13 protein-coding genes are annotated in these 14,463 nt (G+C 69.0%); 10 read left to right on the top strand and 3 right to left on the bottom strand.

All coding sequences use genetic code 11. From position 1 onward, the window contains the following. Window positions 1-41: 41 nt before the first annotated feature. The 5 genes from ACWJIO_RS07780 to asnB all read left to right on the top strand — a co-directional run bounded on the left by ACWJIO_RS07780 (window position 42) and on the right by asnB (window position 5,236). Window positions 42-170, top strand: a complete 129-nt coding sequence (locus ACWJIO_RS07780; protein WP_255510594.1) for a hypothetical protein — start codon at window positions 42-44, stop codon at window positions 168-170. A gap of 12 nt (window positions 171-182) precedes the next feature. Next, window positions 183-1,616 carry a sodium:solute symporter family transporter gene (locus ACWJIO_RS07775; protein WP_480312576.1) on the top strand — a complete coding sequence of 478 codons (1,434 nt, stop codon included), beginning with the start codon at window positions 183-185 and terminating at the stop codon, window positions 1,614-1,616. Between the two features lie 3 nt (window positions 1,617-1,619). Then, window positions 1,620-1,811, top strand: a complete 192-nt coding sequence (locus ACWJIO_RS07770; RefSeq protein ID WP_480312575.1) for a hypothetical protein — start codon at window positions 1,620-1,622, stop codon at window positions 1,809-1,811. Between the two features lie 199 nt (window positions 1,812-2,010). Next, entirely contained in the window at window positions 2,011-3,096 is a 1,086-nt protein-coding gene (locus ACWJIO_RS07765) for an aspartate/ornithine carbamoyltransferase family protein (RefSeq protein WP_480312573.1), read from the top strand. Between the two features lie 73 nt (window positions 3,097-3,169). After that, window positions 3,170-5,236: an asparagine synthase (glutamine-hydrolyzing) gene (gene asnB / locus ACWJIO_RS07760; RefSeq protein WP_480312571.1), complete on the top strand. Its 2,067-nt coding sequence runs from the start codon at window positions 3,170-3,172 to the stop codon at window positions 5,234-5,236. On the opposite strand, the gene ACWJIO_RS07755 is transcribed toward asnB, so the two are convergent. Next, a complete protein-coding gene (locus ACWJIO_RS07755; protein WP_480312570.1) occupies window positions 5,206-5,961 on the bottom strand; it encodes a DUF1028 domain-containing protein in 756 nt (251 codons plus the stop codon). The genes asnB and ACWJIO_RS07755 overlap by 31 nt on opposite strands. A 248-nt stretch (window positions 5,962-6,209) precedes the next feature. On the opposite strand from ACWJIO_RS07755, the gene ACWJIO_RS07750 reads away from it, so the two are divergent. Beyond that, window positions 6,210-7,541 (top strand): allantoate amidohydrolase, encoded by a 1,332-nt coding sequence (locus ACWJIO_RS07750; RefSeq protein ID WP_480312569.1) that lies wholly within the window; start codon window positions 6,210-6,212, stop codon window positions 7,539-7,541. A gap of 10 nt (window positions 7,542-7,551) precedes the next feature. Further along, window positions 7,552-9,186, top strand: a complete 1,635-nt coding sequence (locus tag ACWJIO_RS07745) for a GMC oxidoreductase (RefSeq protein WP_480312567.1) — start codon at window positions 7,552-7,554, stop codon at window positions 9,184-9,186. A 250-nt stretch (window positions 9,187-9,436) separates the two neighbouring features. On the opposite strand, the gene ACWJIO_RS07740 is transcribed toward ACWJIO_RS07745, so the two are convergent. Continuing rightward, window positions 9,437-9,685 (bottom strand): DUF2811 domain-containing protein, encoded by a 249-nt coding sequence (locus ACWJIO_RS07740; protein ID WP_480312565.1) that lies wholly within the window; start codon window positions 9,683-9,685, stop codon window positions 9,437-9,439. A 377-nt stretch (window positions 9,686-10,062) separates the two neighbouring features. Continuing rightward, complete coding sequence (locus tag ACWJIO_RS07735; RefSeq protein ID WP_480312564.1) at window positions 10,063-11,169, bottom strand: sirohydrochlorin chelatase; 1,107 nt, start codon at window positions 11,167-11,169, stop codon at window positions 10,063-10,065. 202 nt (window positions 11,170-11,371) lie between these two features. Between ACWJIO_RS07735 and ACWJIO_RS07730 the strand changes: the two genes are divergently transcribed. The 3 genes from ACWJIO_RS07730 (at window position 11,372) to ACWJIO_RS07720 (ending at window position 14,415) form a co-directional block, all read left to right on the top strand. Next, on the top strand, window positions 11,372-11,578 hold the full coding sequence (locus tag ACWJIO_RS07730) for a chlorophyll a/b-binding protein (protein WP_186696849.1): 207 nt from the start codon (window positions 11,372-11,374) through the stop codon (window positions 11,576-11,578). Between the two features lie 74 nt (window positions 11,579-11,652). Beyond that, window positions 11,653-12,324 (top strand): ParB-like protein, encoded by a 672-nt coding sequence (locus ACWJIO_RS07725; RefSeq protein WP_480312562.1) that lies wholly within the window; start codon window positions 11,653-11,655, stop codon window positions 12,322-12,324. A gap of 3 nt (window positions 12,325-12,327) precedes the next feature. Beyond that, window positions 12,328-14,415 (top strand): cation:proton antiporter domain-containing protein, encoded by a 2,088-nt coding sequence (locus tag ACWJIO_RS07720; RefSeq protein WP_480312561.1) that lies wholly within the window; start codon window positions 12,328-12,330, stop codon window positions 14,413-14,415. The last annotated feature ends 48 nt before the right edge of the window (window positions 14,416-14,463 follow it).

The following is a 14,463-nucleotide window of genomic DNA, read 5'->3' as shown; positions in this document are numbered from 1 at the left end:
TTTTTTTGTGTTCAGGCTGTGTTGCCTTGGAGGCAGGTGCCATGACCGAGCTGCAACGGGCCCTGCTGATCTTTGTGCTCGGCGGCCTGGTGACCCTGGCCACGGTGGTGATGGTGCTGCGTGGCCACCGGCGCTGGCACCAGCGCGATCCCTTCGATGACCCCGGTTGATGCCCTCTGCCCATGACGACTGACGCGATGCTGGCGCCAGGCACCGCCTGGCTGCTCCTGGTGGGCTTCTCCGTGCTCTGGATCGCCCTGGGCATCTGGTGGGGCAAGCGCGGCAGCGGTGATGCCGACGACTACCTGCTGGCCGGCCGCAACATCGGCCTGGCCCTGAGCACCGCCACCCTGATGGCCAGCTGGGTCACCGGCAACACCACCCTGGCGGCGCCGGAGGTGGGCTACACCCTCGGCCTCTGGGGCATGTTCGGCTACGCCCTCGCCGGCCTGGGGCTGTTCCTGTTCGCTCCCCTGGCCGTGCGGATCAAGCGGCTGATGCCCCGGGCCCGCACCAGCGGCGACTTCGTGCGGCTGCGCTACGGGCGGCTCTGCTGGGCCCTGTTCCTGCTGATCACCATGGCCTACACCCTGGGCTTTCTGATCACCCAGGGGATGGGGGCCGGCCTGCTGCTGCAGTCGCTCTCGGGCTTCGACTACCGCCTCGGCATGGTGTGCGTGATCGGTGTGTCCACCACCTACACCCTGTTCGGCGGCATGCGGGCGGTGGTCGGCACCGACTTCATCCAGTCGCTGCTGATCATGGCGCTGCTGGTGCTGGTGGCCGTGCTCGGCTTCAGCCGCTTCGGCACCGATCAGGTGTACGCGGCTCTGGCCAGCGAGCATCCCGGGCGGTTGAATCTGCTGCTGCCGGCAGGGCTGCTGTTTGCCTGGAACACCGGGCTGTTCAGCATGGGCGAGGTGTTCCACAACAACATCTGGTGGTCGCGGGTGTTCGCCAGCCGCCCCTCGGTGGTGTTCCGCTCCTTCGTGCTCGGCGGCTTCGCCTGGGTCACGGTGCCGATCGTGACGGGCGCCATCGCCCTGACGGCCCTGGCCCAGAACCTCGAGATCCCCCAGGTGAACATGGTGTTCCCGATCGTCACGGCCCAGCTGCTCGGCAGCGGCGGTGCCGCGGTGGTGTTCGTGATCATCTTCGCCTCGCTCACCTCCACCCTCGACTCCCTGCTCGCCGCCACGGCCGATCTGATCGCCGAGGACGTGATCGCTCACTGGTTGCGGCCCGAGTCCACCGACCAGCAGATCCGCCAGGCCGCCCGCCGGGTGGTGGTGGCCCTGGGTCTGCTGACCATGCTGCTCTCCTGGCAGTACGTGACCTCGATGTACCAGCTGCTGCTGTTCACCGGCGCCCTGGTGGCCTCCACGATCTGGCCGATCGCCATGGGGCTCTACTGGCGCCAGGCCAACCGTCAGGCGGCCATCGCCGCCATGCTGCTGGGCTCGGTCAGCGGCCTGCTGGCCTACTGGCTGATCGCCCCCTACTGCGCCGCCCTGGTCTCCGCCGCCGTCTCGGCCCTGGTGATGGGGCTGGGCAGCCACTACTGGCCCGAGCAGTACGACTGGCGCCAGCTGGCCGGCGATCCCGAGAGCCCCTGAGTCGTGTCCATCCCCCAAGCCATGGCCCTGTTGCCTTCCCTGCTGCTGAGCACCACCGCCCCCGCTGGCTCCTGGCTGATCTCCGGCTGGTGGTTCGGCCTGGTGGTGTACGGCAGCATCGCCGGCCTCGTGCTGGCCGTGCTGGTGATTGTGGGCATCTGGTTCGTGGAGTGGCGTAATGGCCGGATCTGGTAGCGCCAGGTGTGGCAGCGACAGGAGTGCGCCGGCGGGCCAGAGCAACTCTCTCTGAAACGGTAAATACCGCTACTTTCTGCCGCTTCCGATGTTGCAGAAAACACAAGATTTTCCAGTCAGCCACCCGATCGAGGCGGAAGATGGAGCCTTCCACCCCGTTCGACCACAACATCCCCAGCCCCCGGGATCACCTTTGACGATGCACTCTCCCCACTTCAATCGGCTCGGTCCTGATGTCTATGGGAACGCCCACCCACAGGCCCTGCTCGAGCAGATCCGCGAGCACGGCGGGGCGCTGAGCGATCTGATGAACCAGCATGTGATCTCCACGCTGCAGTACAGCGCCAACTCGCTGCTGCAGGTGTTTCGGCTGGCGGCGAAGTTCGAGAGCAACCCCGAGCGCTACATCCGCTTCAACAGCCCGCTGCAGCGCAAGATCCTGATCAACGCCTTCTACGAGCCCAGCACCCGCACCCGGCTCTCCTTCGACAGCGCCTGGCACCGGCTTGGTGGCGACACGATCACGATCACGGATCGCAGCACCACCGGCATCGCCAAGGGGGAATCGCTGAGGGATGTGGCGGAGATGTTCAACAACTATGGCGACTGTGTGGTGTTACGGGATACCAATGCTGAGGCCATCTACCAGATGACCGAATCGCTGCGGATTCCGATCATCAATGCAGGCAATGGCATCGATGAGCACCCCACTCAGGCCATGGCCGACCTCTACACCATCTTCAAGTGGCGCCCCCAACTGGTGGAGAAGGATGTGCCCGCCGATCAACGCATCCGCATCGGCATCGTGGGCATCCCGAAGCGCATGCGCACGGTGCGGTCACTGCTGCGCATCCTCACCAAGTTCCCGCAGATGATCGATGAGCTGGTGCTCTTTCACGAGCCGGGAATCGACCCCGGCGAACCCGAGAGCTACTTTGATCCCGGCCAGCGCCAGGAGCTCGAGCAGGCCGGCATCAAGGTGCTCACCAGCGACGATCTCAGCGCCGCCGTTCCAGACCTCGATGTGATCTACATCAATGCGATCGCCTGGGTGGGGGACAACTACGAGGTGCACGGCCGCAGCTTCCAGCTCACCGCCGATCTGTCCTACCGGCCTGAGGCGATCATCCTCCACCCCCTGGCCAGGGGAGCGGAACTGGGCACCTGTCTCGATGGCACCCCCCACAACTGGTACTTCTCCCAGGCGCGCGGTGCCGTGTTCATCCGCATGGCCCTGCTCACCTGCATGGTGGAGCGCACAGACCAGGTGATGGACATCATCTGAGGTCCAGCGGGTGCGCCGTTCTGGCCGATCCGCTCACGTTCAGCACTTCGAGATTTCATCCAGGAGACGGTCTATGTGTGGCATCGGGGGAGTGTTCCAACTCCAGCCCCAGCAGCCGATCGACGAGCAGGTGCTCGTCAACATGGCGGCGATCCAGGTGCATCGCGGCCCTGATGGCTTCGGGGTGAGGGGCCTGCCGGATCAGGGTGTGGGCTTCTGCCATGCCCGCCTCTCGATCATCGACCTCGATGCCAACCGCGGCCGCCAGCCTTTCGTGTCCGAGGACGGCCAGCTGCTGATGGCCCACAACGGCGAGTTCTACGACTTCCAGGCCATCCGCGCCTCGCTCACGGCCCAGGGCCATCACTTCAGCAGCAAGAGCGATTCGGAAATCCTGCTGCGGCTCTACCAGCAGCGGGGCCTCGAGGCCAGCCTGCCCCTGCTGCGCGGCGAGTTCGCCTTCGCCCTGTTCGACAGCCGCCTCGACACCCTCCACCTGGTGCGCGACCGCTTCGGCGTCAAACCCCAGTACTGGACCCTCACCGAGGAGGGCCTGGTGTTCGGCTCCGAGCTGAAAGTGCTGTTCGCCCATCCCGGTGTGCAACGGCGCTTCAGCTCCGAAGGCCTGTTCCACCAGCTGATGCAGACCATGGTGCCGGGAACCACGGCCTTCGAGGGGGTGCACCAGCTCAAGCCCGGCCACGTGCTCACGGTGCGCCGCCGCGACGGCCGCTTCAGCCTCGAGGATCAGCCCTACTGGGACGTGGATTTCCCCCGCAGCGGCGAGCGCGATGCCGGCCGCAGCGAGGCCGACCACATCGCCGCGGTGCGCCAGGCCCTGCTGGAAGCGGTGGAGGTGCGGATGGTGGCCGATGTGCCCGTGGGCTGCTATCTCTCCGGCGGCATCGACTCCTGCTCGATCCTGGGCCTGGCCGCCGCGGTGAGCCAGAACCCGGTGAAGGCGTTCACGATCGGTTTCGACGACAGCCGCTACGACGAAACCCCGATCGCCACCTCGATGGCCGAGGCCACCGGCGCCGATCAGCTGGTGATGCGGCTCTCCGGCAACGAGCTCTATGGCCATCTGGAGGCCACGATCTGGCACACCGAGCGCACGATCTACAATACCCTGGCGGTGGCCAAGTTCCTGATGAGCCGTGAGGTGAACCGCTCCCACTACAAGGTGGTGATGACCGGCGAGGGCTCCGATGAGCTGTTCGGGGGCTATCCCGCCTTCCGCCGCGACATGTTTCTGCATGGGCTGCAGGACCTGCCGGATGCGGATCGCCAGGAGTGGGAGCAGCTGCTGCAGGAGGCCAACCAGCTGGTGCAGGGGGCGATGCTGGCTGAGGAACAGGTGCACGATCCAGCCCTGGAGGCTGTGGTGGGCTTCACGCCCAGCTGCCTGCAGCCCTGGCTGGCCTGCGCGCCTCTGGTGCCGGCCCTGCTGGCACCGCAGCACCGCCAGGCCTGCGCCGGCTACGAGCCCGGCGCCGCCATCGCCGCCACCCTCGATGCCTCCCAGCTGGAGGGCCGCCATGCCCTCGACCGGGCCCAGTACGTGTGGATCAAGACGATGCTGGAGGGGCAGATCCTCACCTGGGGCGGCGACCGGGTGGACATGGCCCACGCCATGGAGGCGCGCCCCGCCTTCCTCGACCACCATCTGGCCGCCGTGGCGGTGCAGGTGCCCCCGGAGCTGCGCATCAAGGGCAAAACGGAGAAGTACGTGCTGCGGGAGGCCATGCGCGGCCTGCTGCCGGAGCAGCTCTACCGCCGCGAGAAGTTCGCCTTCATGGCCCCACCGGCCCACGCCGACCCCGAGAAGCGCGCCGCCATGCAGGTGCTGGCCGACCGCCACCTCAGCCCCGAGGCCATCGGGCAGGCGGGTCTGCTGGATCCAGCCGGGGTGGCGGCACTGTTCGCCCGGCACGACGATCCCGCCACCAGTCCGGCAACGCGGGTGCAGCTCGACGCCGTGATCAATCACCTGATCGGCGTGCAGATCATGCACCAGCTGTTCGTGGCCGCCGATGTGCCGGCCCAGGCCCGGGAACTGGCCGACCGGCTGGGCTGGCGACCGGGCGCCGCCGATCAGGCGGAGCCGGCCTACGCGCTGATCGGCATGTCGGGCGGTTGAGCCGTCTCCACCGCTGCCGCCGCCGCCGCCGGAAGCTCAGCGGTCTGGGCCACCCCCAGGGTGGTGGGCAGGGTGGCGCGGAAGCCGGTGTAATAGGTCTCGCCGGTTTCGGCCAGGATCTCGCGCAGGGCCAGCAGCGGCTCGGGGTGGTGGTCGACCCGGAAGTCGATGTGGGGGTAGCTCTCCTGGTGCATCACAAGCAGGGCCGCCGACTGGCGGCCGCGGTGGTCGCCGCCGTGGGCCTCAGCCGCCTCCAGGGCCGCCATCAGGCGCTCCTCCAGGGCGAGGCCGTGGCGCTCAGCAGCCATGTAGGCCTCGGCCATCGCCAGCAGCACCAGCTCGGAGGCCAGGTAATTGCCCGCCACTGAAAAGCCCGGATAGCAGCGATGACCGGCGAGGCCGGCGCAGTCGGGGCCCGTCCAGGCTGCGGTGCGGCCCTGGCTGTCGACCAGGTGGACCTGGCGGCCGTCGCGGCCCGGATCGTCCTGCAGCAGCGACTCCAGCACCGCCTCCGCACCCAGTTCACCACCGCTCTGCAGCTGAAGCTGCTCCAGCCTGTCGAGCCCCCAGGGCCCGAAGTAGGGGTTGGTGCTGGCCTGGGTGGCCACGGCTCCCACACCCGGTCTGGCATGGGGAACAAGGGAACCCACGGCCAGGTGACGGGTGGCCACGCCCACACCCGTCATCCCGGTGGGGCCGTCCCAGGCAACGATCGAGTAGGTCATCGCAGGAGGGTGGGGAGTGGCGTGATCCAGCCGTTGGGGTCGACCACGCTAGGAGGAGAATTAAGTTGACGGAATGATTGACGATCCGCTGCAGCAGGTTTGTGCCCAAGGGCACCGTTGATCAGACCCGCAGCCGGCCGATCCGCTGCAGCTGGATCAGCCCCGCCCCGACCAGCCACTTCCGTTCAGCCGAATCCGTTCAGCCGAATCCGTTCAGAAGAATCCGTTCAGCCGCCCCCAGCACCGCTATGACCCAGCTCAGCAGCGCTCCCCTGGGCACAGGTCCTCTCGGCGCCGGCCAGCTCGGCACCGACAGCGCCTCTCTGGCGGTCGTGTCGTCCCTGCTGGCACTGCGGGCCGATCGGGAGCGCCTGGCCCTGGGCCTCGAAGCCCTGGCCTGCATCGGCCGGGTTCCCTCCGGGGCCGTGCGGCGGCTGGCCTTCAGCGACGAAGACCGCGCCGCCCGCGCCCTGGTGCAGGGCTGGATGGAGCAGGCCGGCATGGCCGTGCGCATCGATGCCGCCGGCAACCTGATCGGCCGCTACGGGGGCCTCGACCCCTCGGCCCCCGTGCTCGCCACCGGCTCCCACATCGACACGGTGCCGGAGGGGGGCCACTACGACGGCGCCCTGGGGGTGCTGGCCGGGCTGGAGGTGGTGCGGGTGCTCTCGGAGCACAACCAGCGTCTGCGGCACCCGCTCGAGCTGATCGTGTTCGCCGATGAGGAGAGCACGATGGTGGGGTGCAAGAGCCTGGTGGGCCGCGCCTCCGACGACCCCAGCACCTACACCACGGCCCTGGGGGTGCCGATTCAGGAGGGCCTGGCCAGCATCGGCGGCTCCTGGGAGCACCGCGCCAGCGCCCGCCGGGCCCCCGGGGAGATCGCCGCCTTCGTGGAGCTGCATGTGGAGCAGGGGGGCGTGCTGGAGGCCGTGGGCAAGGACATCGGCGTGGTGGAGGGCGTGGTGGGCCAGCAGCGCTACACGATCAGCGTGACCGGCCAGGCCAACCACGCCGGCACCACCCCCATGGGCATGCGGCGCGATGCCCTCACCACCGCAGCCCAGATCATCCTGGCGGTGGAGGACATGGCGCTCCACTTCCCCGGCGATCCGGTGGCCACGGTGGGCAAGCTGCAGGTGTGGCCCAATGCCGCCAACATCGTGCCTGGACGGGTGGAGTTCACCCTCGACATGCGCGACCTCTCCCACAGCGTGATCGACCACATGCGCGCCCACCTGGAGCGCAAGATCGAGAACATCGCCGTGGCCAGCCGCACCCGGATCGCGATGACGCCGCAGTTTGTGGTGGACCCCAGCCCGGCTGATCCAATGGTGCAGGCGTTGATCACCGAGAGCTGCCAGCAGCTGGGGCTGAGCCACACCCACTTGCCCAGCCGCGCCAGCCACGACTCCCAGGAGCTGGGCCGGCTCACCGCCATGGGCATGATCTTCGTCCCCAGCCGCGACGGCGTGTCCCACTCGGCCGCTGAGTTCACCACGCCGGAGCAGTGCGAACAGGGCGTGAATGTGCTGCTGCAGAGCCTGATCCGGCTGGATGCCAGCCTCTCCGGCAGCTGAAGCCAAGCCGATGACCGAGCGCCCTGAAGCCATCGTGGTGGGATCGGGCGCCACCGGCGGGGTGGCCGCGATGGTGCTGGCGGAGGCGGGCCTGAGGGTGCTGGTGCTCGAGGCCGGGGCGGAGCTGGGCGCCGCCCGCGCCCGCGGCGCCGAGCCGCTCAACAGCCTGCGGCGGCTCGCCCACCTCTCCAGTGGCCGTCAGCGCCTGCAGGCCCACCACCCCGGCTACTGGAAGCACAACCCCGAACTGTTCGCCGACGAGCGCCTCAATCCCTATTCCACCCCGCCCGAGCGCCCCTTTCTCTGGACCCGCGGCCGCCAGCTGGGCGGCAAGAGCCTCACCTGGGGGGGCATCACCCTGCGGCTGAGCCGCTACGAATTCAAGGCCGGTGAACGCGATGGCCAAGGGCCCAGCTGGCCGATCGACGAGCCGGATCTGGCGCCCTACTACGACCGCCTGGAGCGGTTGCTGGGGGTGCATGGCCGGGCCGACGGCCTGCCCCAGCTCCCCGACGGCCAGTTCCTCGATCCCCTGCCCCTCACCCCGGGCGAACGGCACCTGCGCCAGGCGATCGGCCGCGAGCTGGGCCTGCCCCTGATCCACTCCCGGGGCTTCAACCTGCACCGCGGCCCCGGCTGGTGCCGCTCATCGAGCCCCGGCAGCACCCTGGCCCGGGCCCTGGCCACTGGCCGCACCGTGGTGCGCAGCGGCACCCTGGTGAGCCACCTCGTGATGGAGCCGGGCCAGGAACGGGCCCGCGGCGTGGTGGTGATCGACAGCCACAGCGGCGAGCGGCAGGAGCTGCGGGCGCCGCTGGTGGTGCTGTGCGCCTCCACGATCGAGACGCTGCGGATCCTGCTGCACTCCGGCGAGGCCTGCAGGCGCGGCGGGCTGATCGATCCCTCCGGCAGCCTGGGGCACTATCTGATGGACCACGTGTCCAGCAGCCGCTTCTTCTCGGTGCCCGGCCTGGCCCCGCCCCCTGAACCCGCCGAGCTCTCCGGCGCCGGCAGCTGCTTCATCCCCAACACCGTGAACCTGGATGGGGCCAGCCAGGAGGGCTTCCAGCGCGGCTACGGCCTCTGGGCGGCGGTGCAGCGCTTCGATCCGCCCAGCCTGCTGCAGCGCCGCCGCGGTGAGGCCGTGGGCTTCCTGATCGGCCATGGCGAGGTGCTGCCCCGGGCCGACAACCGGGTCAGCCTGAACGGCGATCAGGTGGATGCCTGGGGGCTGCCGACGCCGCACATCTCCATGGGCTGGGGGCCGAATGAAGCCGCGATGGTGGCCCACATGCAGCAGCGCATGGAGGCCGTGGTGGCCGCGGCCGGGGGCGCGATCCGTCCGCTGGAGGATCTGTTCGTGCTGCCGCTGCTGGAGCCCTGGATCCGCTCCAGCCACGCCACCGGCCAGGGCGCCGCGCCCCCCGGCTACTACATCCATGAGCTGGGTGGCGCCCGCATGGCCGCCAGCGAGGAGGAGGGGGTGGTGAATGCCTTCAACCAGTGCTGGCGGGCCCCCAATGTGCTGGTGGTGGATGGGGCCTGCTGGCCTGGCGCCGGCTGGCAGAGCCCCACCCTCACGGCCATGGCGATCACCTGGCGAGCCTGCGAGGCCGCCACCAGGCGACTGCGCCGGGGGGACTGAAGCCGGTGCCGGGGGGACCATCCGGGGCCCCTGCGTCAGGAGATAGGCACAGCGGAGCGGATCCTGTGTCTGTTGGCACAACCGCAGAGGTCGAGAGTCCGCACAATGACGGGGCGACCTTTAACAGGGTCGGGCAAGGGAGAACGAGAGCGAAGGTTGGCGCCTTCGCTCTTTTTTTATGGGCAACTGCTGCACCGGTCTGCGCGGCTGGCCAAGGCTGGGCGCTCAAGGTTACCGAATTCATTGCAGTTCAGAGCAAAAACAGACCATTGAGGTAGTGCTGTTGCACGCAGGCATCAGTGCAACCGTTCTGGAACAGAAAAGTGGCCAGGGCCGAAGTGGTGAGGCCATGCTGATTCCAGCCCGGATGGGTAGCGAGAAAGCGCTGCAGCGCGCTGAATACGACATCCGCCACCTCGCTCTCCAGAAACGCCGCGGCCTCCCCCCTGGCGCCATCACCAGCCTCAGGCTCCGGGCCAGGGGAAGGGGTCCAGTCCATCGGCATCAGGGCTGCGGGAGTGGGGCCCAGTACGCCACATCCCCGAGCCGCCGTCAAAGCCGGAGTTCTCTGAGCACGGCAGGGCAGTGCAGGCTGAGACTTGCTGCCGCGCAGCAGTTCCAGGTCAGCTGAAGCGCCGGCCCCCGACCCGGGGACGACCCAGCGCCACGGTGTCAAGACCAAGCTGAACACAAGGGCGAAATCCCCAGCCTCCGCGCCGCAACGGTCATCGGGAGCACCGTTCTGGGGAAAACCCCCTCCGGATCTGGGGAAAAGCCCCGAAACATGGGGAAAGGCTTCAAGGATCAGCTTTGCTGATCTGAGCGGCCCGGAGCAGCGAAGCCCCCACGCGAGACAACTGCGCCAGGTGCGGCTGGCTACCCCGTCGCGCCACCGGAGCGCAGAGTGCGGGGGCCCAGGGGGTGGTCGGCGTGGGGATAGACAGGGTGATGGTGGTGCCCGTGGCCATGGCCGTGGTCGCTGGCCGCAGCCCCCAAGGGAATGGGAACCCCATCGGGCTGGCAGGCGCCGGTGCATTCGCGCTCGCACAGGTCACAGCCATCCGTGAGCCCTTCCACATGGTGGTGATGGCTGTGCTGCGGCGCCCCCACATCGGTTTCAAAGCCGAGCACCTGGGCCCGGTATTTGCAGAGCGAGCAGTTCATGGCGGTATCGCCCCGCACCACATCCATCACCCGCTCCTCAAAGGTGTCGAGCACATGGGGATGGTCACCTAAATAGGCCGCCTGAATGAACTCCACATCGGGATGATCGGCCGCCACGCGCTCGGTGTGCTGCACGATCCTGCTCACCAAGACTCCCGAAAACAGGAAATAGGGAAACACCACCACCCGGCGGTAGCCCAGGCGCACCGCCTGGCGCAGGCCTGGCTCCACCAGGGGGAAGGTGACACCGGAGTACACCGTTTCTCCCCAGCCGAAGCCGAAGCCCTCCACCAACATGCGGGTGACCTTGGCCACATTGGAGTTGGCATCGGGGTCGGACGACCCCCGCCCCACCACCACCAGCAGGGTGTCCTGCAGGGGCACGGCGCTGGGGGCGCTGGCGAGGGCCTCCCGGATCCGGGCGCCTGCGGCCTGAATCATGCGGCGGTCCACCCCGAGCTCGCGGCCGTAGTCGATGCGCAGTCCGGTCTCGGCGGCGTAGGTGTTGAGCACCGAAGGGATGTCGTTCTTGGCGTGGCCCGCCGCAAACAGCATCGCCGGCACCGCCAGGATGTGCTCTGCACCGCGGCGGCGCAGGGCCTCAAGACCATCGCGCAGGATCGGCCGGGCGAACTCCAGGTAGCCGTATTCCAGGGGCAGCGGCCTCAGCCGCTCCTGGAGTTGCTCGGCCAGGCCGGCGAACTCCGCCACCGCCAGCCGATTGCGGCTGCCATGACCGCACACCAGCACCCCAAGGGAACCGGCGTCGGCCACCAAAGCGGAAGCGGCCAGAAACGAAGCGGAAGCCGGTGAACTCATGGCAACTGAAGCCTGTCACGACCCTATCGCCGCCTCAGCCGCGCCCTGCTGGGCCTCCGAGCCGAGCGGCCGGACGCACGAGGGGCGGGCCCTGGGCGAACCGATCAGCACTGCTAAGGCCAAAAATAAGGGAATCAAAACCCATTAGTGGTCAAGATCCTGCATTGATTCGTAACATTGGTGCATCGTTGCCATGGCTCCCATGACGTCCTCCTCCCCCCAAGCCGACGAGCGCTGGTTCCTGAACGCCGCCGCTGCCCAGATCCACGCCGAGCAGCTGCAGCGGGCCGAGCGCTTCAACGGCCGCGCCGCCATGCTCGGGTTTGTGATCGGTGTGCTCACCGAAGCCATCACCGGCCAGGGCATCCTGCACCAGATCGGCCTCGGCACCCTGTTGAGCCAGGGCTGAGACCTTCCGGCTCCCCAGGATGGTCCCGGCGGCGTTCCAGGCGAGGATGGCACGGATCCGGTCCGTCCTCGCCGATGGCCCTGCGCCTTCCCCCCTATCAGCAGCTGCCCCCACCCCGGCAGGACACACCCCTGATTGAGCTGCCTGTTGCCAGCCTGCGGCCCACCCAGCTCTGCGTGGGCATGGCCGAAGTGCGCAGCCGCCAGAACGACTTTCAGGCTGAAGACCGCGGCGAACGCCAGCGCTACCTGGGCACCAAGCCCGTGCCCCTCGTCCGCAGCGGAGCAGGGGAGGTGTGGATGGTGGATCGTCACCACCGCCTCAGGGCCCTGCTGGAGCTTGACCCCACCGCCACCGCGTTCGGCTATGTGGCGCTGGAACTCTCCACCGCCGACCGTGCCGCGGTGCTCCAGCACCTGCTTGACCTCGGCTGGCTGTACCTCTACGACGGCCGCGGCCTGGGGCCACTGCCGGCTTCAGTACTGCCGAACCAGCTGCTGGGTCTGCAGGATGACCCCTTCCGCAGCCTGGTCTGGCGCCTCAAGAAGGAGGGTGTGATCGAGCCGGCCCCCCTGATCCCCTTCCACGAGTTCCGCTGGGGCGCCTGGCTGCGCAGCCGCTCCCTGCCCCCCTTCAGCTCAGGCCAGTTGCAGCCGGCCCTGCCCGCCGCCCGTACCCTGGCCCGCTCGGCTGCTGCCAGCCACCTGGCCGGCTGGAAGGGCACCCTGCGGCGCCGGAGCTCCTGAGCCATGACCCCCAGCAGCGGCATGGCCGCCTTCCTGCAGGGATCACCCCTGGCCGTGTTCGCCCTGCTGCTGAGCCTGAGTGTGCTGGTGCCCCCCCTGGCCCGCTGGCTGCGGCTGCCTGATCTGGTGGGCCTGCTGGCGGCCGGGGTGCTGATGGGCCCTTATGGCCTGGGGTGGCTGCAGACCGAGGGGCCCACCGTGGGGCTGCTCTCCGACATCGGCGTGATCTACCTGCTGTTCATCGCAGGACTGGAGATCGATCTGGCCGAATTCGTCCGCATCCGCCAGCGCTCCTTCCAGTTCGGCCTGCTCACCTTCAGCCTGCCCCTGCTGGGGGGTGGCGCCCTTGCCCTGGCCTACGGCTACGCCCCCCTGAGCGCCGTGCTGCTGGGCTCGGTGCTGGCTTCCCACACACCCCTGGGCTATCCGATCGTGCGCAGCTACGGCGCCGTGCGGGAGGAATCGGTGGTGGTGGCCATCGGCGGCACGATCTTCACCGACCTGGCCGCCCTGCTCCTGCTCGCCCTCTGCATGGGACTGAGCCGCGGTGAACTCTCGCCGCCGGCGGTGGCCCTGCTGCTGGGCAAGGTGGCCCTGTTCGCGCTGGTGCTGGTGGGCACGATCACCCGGCTGGGCACCAGCCTGGTGCGGCGCAGCGTCAACAACGACAGCCAGCTCTTCGTGGCCGTGCTGCTGACCCTGTTTGTGGCTGGCCTCGGCGCCGAACTGGCGGGGGTGGAGAAGATCGTGGGGGCCTTCCTGGCCGGCCTGGCCGTGAACCGGGTGCTGCCGGAAGGCCGGGTGAAAGAGCAGGTGGTGTTCGTGGGCGCGGCCCTGTTCATCCCGATCTTCTTCATCGACCTGGGGCTGCTGCTCAACCTCCCTGCCTTCTTCACCACGATCCTGCGCAGCCCCTTCGCCCTCGCCCTGATCGCCACCCTGATCACCACCAAGGGGCTGGCCGCGCTCTGGGCTGGCCGGATCTACCGCTACAACCGCACCCAGGTGCTCACGTTGTGGTCGCTGTCCCTGCCCCAGGTTGCAGCCACCCTGGCGGCCACCTTCGTGGGGTTCCGCGCCGGCCTTTTCGACGCCGCGGTGCTCAACAGCGTGCTGGCGATGATGGTGGTGACCGCCACCCTCGGACCTGCCCTCACCGCCCAGGCGATCCCCAGGCTGGCCCAGGCAGCGGCCGAGGCCCTCACTGCCGAGGGGGACGGCCGCCTGGCTCTGGTGCGGCGCTCGCTGCGGGTGCTCCTGCCGGTCTCGAACCCGAACAGTGAGGCCCGGCTGTTCGCCCTGGCCGGACTGCTGATCGGTGGCTCCTCAGAGGATCCAGGCCTGGTCCTGCCCCTGGCGGTGGTGTCGCCGCGGCAGGCGGAAGCCGGGCACTCCAGCCCCTCGGCGATGGCGGCGAGTCTGGGCCGGGCCCGGGAGCTGCTCCAGACCGCCAACGGCATCGCCCGGGCCGATCAGGTGCCCTGCCAGCCCCTGCTGCGGGTGGACAGCGATGTGGCCGCCGGCATTGCCCGGGTGGCGATGGAGCAGGCCAGTGACCTGGTGCTGATGGGCCTGGCTCGCCCGGGGAGGCTCGGCCAGTGGCTGTTCGGCGATCTGGTGGAGGCCACCTGCCGCCAGGTGAGCTGCCCGGTGGTGGTGGCCGGCCTGCGCCGGGATCCCGCCAGCCTGAAGCGGCTGCTGGTGCCGATCAAGGACGTCACCGCCGGCGCCCTGGAGCAGTTTCAGCTGGCCGAGCGGCTGGCCGCCGCCCTGGACGGGAGCATCACCCTGCTGCACGTGCCCGACCTGGGTCAGAGCAGCCAGCAGCGGGCTGCGGTGGAGGCCCAACTGGCCCGCTGGCAGCCCGGCACCGAGGCTCAGGCCGCCGCCGTGCCGATCACGGTGGAGATCCGGCCCGACCAGAGCGTCGACGACAGCATCGAGGCGGCCGCCCGCAGCCACGACCTGGTGATCCTGCGCTCCCAGCGCCGCCTGGTGGCCGGCCTGCCGATCCCCGCCGGCGACCGCATGGGGCGGCTGATGCGCCGCCTGCGCATCTCGGTGCTGGTGATCAGTGATCCGCTGCACTGAAGGCGCGGCAGCGGGTGTTCGCGAAGCCCGGGCGCCAGGCCAATGGCG

Source organism: Paraciimarium castrense LEGE 11436 (assembly GCF_056633055.1).
Note: the sequence above shows the minus strand (reverse complement) of the source record. Positions and strands in the feature narration are given on the sequence as shown.

Bases quoted from the DNA above. Each gene is read 5' to 3' on its own strand.
- ACWJIO_RS07780 (WP_255510594.1), top strand. From the start codon at position 42: ATGACCGAGCTGCAACGGGCCCTGCTGATCTTTGTGCTCGGCGGCCTG.
- ACWJIO_RS07750 (WP_480312569.1), top strand. From the start codon at position 6,210: ATGACCCAGCTCAGCAGCGCTCCCCTGGGCACAGGTCCTCTCGGCGCC.
- ACWJIO_RS07745 (WP_480312567.1), top strand. From the start codon at position 7,552: ATGACCGAGCGCCCTGAAGCCATCGTGGTGGGATCGGGCGCCACCGGC.
- ACWJIO_RS07735 (WP_480312564.1), bottom strand. From the start codon at position 11,169: ATGAGTTCACCGGCTTCCGCTTCGTTTCTGGCCGCTTCCGCTTTGGTG.
- ACWJIO_RS07740 (WP_480312565.1), bottom strand. From the start codon at position 9,685: ATGGACTGGACCCCTTCCCCTGGCCCGGAGCCTGAGGCTGGTGATGGC.
- ACWJIO_RS07755 (WP_480312570.1), bottom strand. From the start codon at position 5,961: ATGACCTACTCGATCGTTGCCTGGGACGGCCCCACCGGGATGACGGGT.
- ACWJIO_RS07775 (WP_480312576.1), top strand. From the start codon at position 183: ATGACGACTGACGCGATGCTGGCGCCAGGCACCGCCTGGCTGCTCCTG.
- ACWJIO_RS07720 (WP_480312561.1), top strand. From the start codon at position 12,328: ATGACCCCCAGCAGCGGCATGGCCGCCTTCCTGCAGGGATCACCCCTG.
- ACWJIO_RS07765 (WP_480312573.1), top strand. From the start codon at position 2,011: ATGCACTCTCCCCACTTCAATCGGCTCGGTCCTGATGTCTATGGGAAC.
- asnB (WP_480312571.1), top strand. From the start codon at position 3,170: ATGTGTGGCATCGGGGGAGTGTTCCAACTCCAGCCCCAGCAGCCGATC.
- ACWJIO_RS07725 (WP_480312562.1), top strand. From the start codon at position 11,653: ATGGCCCTGCGCCTTCCCCCCTATCAGCAGCTGCCCCCACCCCGGCAG.
- ACWJIO_RS07730 (WP_186696849.1), top strand. From the start codon at position 11,372: ATGACGTCCTCCTCCCCCCAAGCCGACGAGCGCTGGTTCCTGAACGCC.